Consider the following 4,882-nt stretch of genomic DNA (forward strand, 5'->3'; position numbering starts at 1 on the left):
GTGGAAAGATCATAAAAGCCCATGTTTTTGAGCAGGAAGATCTGCACAAAAAGGAGTAAAAACCACCTGATCACATTTACAATTATGATTCTACTATTCATTCGGTTTAACTAAGCTTTCCAAAGCCTTTTGCTCTTCGGCTTTTTTATCTTTAACCACATATACATATTGCAATGTGCTAAAATCTGTAAATAAATTTAATTCTCCTGATAAGAAATTATCATTGGTGGCTACGTTGGCCTTGCTGATTTTTCCGACTAAAATTCCGGCTGGAAATGCTGCATAACCCGAGGTTACAACCGTATCGCCCACATACATTTTAATATGGTTGGGCACCTCTTTAACAAACGCTTTTTTAATATCGAAATTTCCATCTCCCCAAACTAATGACCCAAGCGCATTGTTCTTTTTCAGGGTTACACTAATTTTAGTGTCTTTATGCAATAGCGATTGTATGGTGGCCAGATGGGCCGAAACATCACGGATAAAGCCGACCACTCCGCGTTGAGGCGCAATAACGGCCATACCACTTTTAATGCCGTCAACAGTGCCTTTATTAATCGTCATTACATTGTTGCGTAAAGTGATCGAATTTTTAACCACTTTGGCAGCCAAATAAGTGTATTGCTGATTGGTAACCGTATCTACCACTTTAACATCCTTTGTCGTATCTACCGTAGTTAATCCTAGTAACTGGCTTTTAAGCTTGGCATTTTCGGCCGCAAGGCTATCGTTAACCATACCCAGATTTAAATATCGTTTAAAAACATTTAATCTTTCGTATGCGGTACCTACTACCTCATTGCTTGAGTTTAAAGTTACGCTACGCTGATAGGAGTTGTTTTTCACCGTTAGATAAATCCCTACGATAAAAAAAATGATAAATAAGAAAAATGCGTTGTATCTGCTGATGAAAATCCAAAGGTTACGCATTGCTCATGAGATATGAGATGTAAGATATGAGATATGAGTTTGGATAATTAGTCTCAAATCTCACATCTCATATCTCAAATCAAGGTTATTGCATTAAGAATTTATATCCGCCAATGTTTTTAAGGGCGATGCCGGTTCCACGAACTACTGCACGAAGCGGATCTTCTGCAACGTGAACAGGTAATTTGGTTTTAGCAGCTACACGTTTATCTAAACCTCTTAACAATGCACCACCACCGGTTAAATAAATACCAGTTTGGTAAATATCTGCCGAAAGCTCTGGAGGCGTAATCTCTAAAGCTTTTAAAATTGCTTCTTCAATTTTAGAGATCGATTTATCTAAACAGTGGGCAATTTCGGTATAAGAAACAGTGATCTGTTTTGGTACACCAGTCATTAAATCGCGACCTTGAACTGCGAAATCAGCAGGAGCATCCTGTAATTCAGGTAAAGCTGCACCAACTTCAATTTTAATTTTCTCAGCGGTACGGTCACCAATCATAATGTTGTGTTGGCGACGGATGTAATTTACAATATCAGAGTCGAAGTTATCTCCCGCAACGCGGATTGATTGATCGCACACAATACCTGATAAAGCGATAACCGCAATTTCTGTAGTACCGCCACCTATATCGATAATCATGTTACCCATTGGCTCTTCTACATCAATCCCGATACCTACGGCAGCTGCCATTGGCTCATGAATTAAGTATACCTCTTTTGCACCGGCAATTTCAGCTGAATCGCGTACTGCACGTTTTTCTACTTCAGTAATACCGGATGGAATACAGATTACCATACGTAAAGATGGGAACATCCATCCTTTACCGCCATTAAGCATGCGGATCATGCCTTTAATCATCGCTTCTGCAGCGTTGAAATCGGCAATAACACCATCTTTTAATGGACGAACGGTTTTAATATTATCGTGGGTTTTACCCTCCATTTGCATTGCCTGACGACCTATAGCAATGACTTTGTTTGTAGTACGATCGAAAGCAACGATAGATGGCTCATCTACAACTACTTTGTCGTTATGTATAATCAGGGTATTCGCAGTGCCTAAATCGATGGCAACTTCTTGCGTAAACCAGTTAAATAATCCCATGTATAAGGTATGTTTTCTTTATTTTATCAAATCTATACTATTCCTAATGTAAAAATAGCTTTTTTATTGTTTTAAGTTTTATTTTCTTCAGTTATTAAATTGTTTTTAAGGCAATTAAAATGTTCAGAAAATAAAGAGCTAAAAGAACAAAGCTAAAAGACTAAAGTTTTAAGCCATTAAGCTTTATAAGAATCTTCACTTTAAGCTTTAGTCTTTCGGCTTTAAGCTTGATTAGTGTTTAAAGTGTCTTACCCCAGTGGTTACCATTGCAATGCCTTTTTCGTTTGCTTTAGCAACAGAATCAGCATCTTTAATCGATCCACCTGGTTGTAGCACAGCTGTAATTCCGGCTTCGGCAGCAATTTCAACACAATCAGGGAAAGGAAAGAAAGCATCAGAAGCCATAGCAGCACCTTTAACGCTGAATCCGAAAGCCGCTGCTTTTTCAATCGCTTGTCTTAAGGCGTCAACACGCGAAGTTTGACCAACGCCGCTTGCAATTAAAACATCATCCTTAACCAAAACAATGGTGTTCGATTTAGTATGTTTTACAATTTTGTTGGCAAAGAATAAATCTTTTAACTCTTGTGCAGTTGGTGCTTTATCGGTTACGGTTGTCATTTGTTCAGGACCTTCGATAATTAAATCTTTATCCTGCTCAATTACACCGTTTAATAAGGTTTTAAATTGTTTTTTGCTCAACTCAACCTCGTTACGTTGTAAAATAACGCGGTTTTTCTTTTTGCTGAATAACTCAATTGCTTCTGCTTGGTAAGAAGGTGCTATTAATACTTCAAAGAAAAGATTGTTGATTTCTTGAGCCGTTTCTAAATCTACCGCAACATTGGTAATCAATACACCACCAAAAGCAGAAACCGGATCGCAGGCCAATGCATCAATCCAGGCTTGTTTAACAGTAGGGCGGGAAGCAATACCACAAGCGTTTGTATGTTTTAAGATTGCAAAAGTTGGATCTTCAAATTCGTCGATCAATGCAACAGCTGCATCTACATCTACCAGATTGTTATAAGAAAGTTCTTTACCATTCAATTTGGTAAACATGGCGTCTAAATCGCCATAGAATACACCACCTTGATGAGGGTTTTCGCCATAACGCAAAGTTTTAGCTTCTGTTACGCTTTGTTTGAAAACATCAAGAGGCTCTTCTGTATTGAAATAATTAAAAATTGCAGTATCGTAGTGTGAAGAAGTGTGGAAAGCTGTTTTAGCGAACGATTTACGTTGTGCTAAAGTAGTTTCACCATTTTGGGCTTCTAATTGGGCTTGTAAAGTAGGGTAGTCGTTTTTCGATGCGATAATCACCACATCGTTGAAGTTTTTCGCAGCTGCACGGATTAAGGAAATACCACCAATATCTATTTTCTCGATAATTTCTTCTGGTGTTCCGCCTGCTTTTACGGTTTCTTCAAAAGGGTATAAGTCAACAATAACCAAATCAATTTCAGGGATCTCATATTCAGCAATCTGCTCCTGATCTCCCGCTAACGCTCTACGGTTTAAAATTCCACCAAATACTTTCGGATGTAGGGTTTTAACACGTCCGCCTAAAATAGATGGATAACCTGTTAAATCTTCAACCGCCGTAACCGGAAGATTTAAATCTTTGATGAATTGCTCTGTTCCACCGGTAGAAAATAACTGTACCCCTTGCGCGGCCAACAATTTTACCAATGGCTCCAAACCATCTTTATAATATACTGAGATTAAAGCGTTTTTGATTTTAATGGATTGACTCATTCTACTGAAAATTTTGAGCCGCAAAGGTAGTAAAACAGGATTGTTTTTTAATGAGATTTACCTATCAATATTAAATTTTATTCCACTATATATAATAAGGTATATTCATTTGCCAGGTAAGCTCTCCTAAAGCCTGATTAAATATCCTTATTAACCCGTTTTATTGTGTGATTTATTTGCTGATTTTTTTAACAATGGTTTCTACAATACGTGGGTAATGCTGGTGTTCGAGCTGCTGACCTTTAAACTTTACCATTTCCAGATTGTCGTTTTTGTCTATTCTGTACCTTGCCTGATAAATATATTCTCCTTCGTCATAGTTTTCATTAACATAATGAATGGTTATTCCGCCTTCAGTTTCGCCGGCGGCCATAACGGCATTGTGTACATGGTCTCCGTACATGCCTTTACCGCCAAACTTTGGAAGGATTGCCGGATGGATATTTACAATTCTGCCGGGGTAAGCATGGATCAGGTTTTTAGGGATCAGCCAGAGAAAACCCGCAAGCACAACAAAATCGATTTCAAGATTTTTGAGAAGATCTATCACTTCATCGGTTTTGTAGAACTCGTTTTTGTCGAAAATATGAGTGGGGATTTCGAAATTATCAGCTCTCTGCAATACATAGGCATCTGCATTGTTGGTTAACACCAAAGATATTTCTATTTCATTACTCCGTTTAAAATGCTCCATCAGTTTTTGGGCATTGGAGCCAGAACCTGATGCAAAGATGGCTATTCGTTTTTTCACTCAAAAATCGTTTTGCCCAAAAATAGTATTTTTAAGCCTGTTTTCTTAATCGAAAGGAAATTTTATTGAATTAAGTTAAAGTATTTATAATGAATAATTTTAACGTATTTTTGCAGTTCGGAAATGGGGTTCAATTTTAATGAAAAAAAAGTTGAAAGTGTTTTGTAATTTAAAAACATTAATCCTATATTTGCAACCCGAATTATAGGAAACGAATAAGAAAAATAAAAGGCTAAATAGAAATGGCAAATCATAAATCTTCATTAAAAAGAATTAGAGCAAACGCAACAAAACGTTTACGTAACAGATATCAGGCAAAAACTACACGTACC

The 4,882-nt window shown here is 37.3% G+C and carries 5 protein-coding genes; 1 reads left to right on the forward strand and 4 read right to left on the reverse strand.

From position 1 onward, the window contains the following. Window positions 1–93: 93 nt before the first annotated feature. The 4 genes from mreC to purN all read right to left on the reverse strand — a co-directional run bounded on the left by mreC (window position 94) and on the right by purN (window position 4,550). On the reverse strand, window positions 94–933 hold the full coding sequence (mreC, locus tag AC1DPQ_RS17610; RefSeq protein WP_477610390.1) for a rod shape-determining protein MreC: 840 nt from the start codon (window positions 931–933) through the stop codon (window positions 94–96). A gap of 85 nt (window positions 934–1,018) precedes the next feature. Beyond that, window positions 1,019–2,041 carry a rod shape-determining protein gene (locus AC1DPQ_RS17615; protein ID WP_010601761.1) on the reverse strand — a complete coding sequence of 341 codons (1,023 nt, stop codon included), beginning with the start codon at window positions 2,039–2,041 and terminating at the stop codon, window positions 1,019–1,021. 231 nt (window positions 2,042–2,272) lie between these two features. Then, entirely contained in the window at window positions 2,273–3,799 is a 1,527-nt protein-coding gene (gene purH, locus AC1DPQ_RS17620; RefSeq protein ID WP_230145384.1) for a bifunctional phosphoribosylaminoimidazolecarboxamide formyltransferase/IMP cyclohydrolase, read from the reverse strand. 172 nt (window positions 3,800–3,971) lie between these two features. Beyond that, window positions 3,972–4,550 carry a phosphoribosylglycinamide formyltransferase gene (gene purN, locus AC1DPQ_RS17625; protein WP_477583924.1) on the reverse strand — a complete coding sequence of 193 codons (579 nt, stop codon included), beginning with the start codon at window positions 4,548–4,550 and terminating at the stop codon, window positions 3,972–3,974. A gap of 242 nt (window positions 4,551–4,792) precedes the next feature. Between purN and rpsT the strand changes: the two genes are divergently transcribed. Beyond that, window positions 4,793–4,882, forward strand: a 90-nt coding sequence (gene rpsT, locus AC1DPQ_RS17630; RefSeq protein ID WP_477610391.1) for a 30S ribosomal protein S20, incomplete at its 3' end; no start/stop codon positions are given.

This window comes from Pedobacter sp. 01T416_2 (assembly GCF_056398925.1).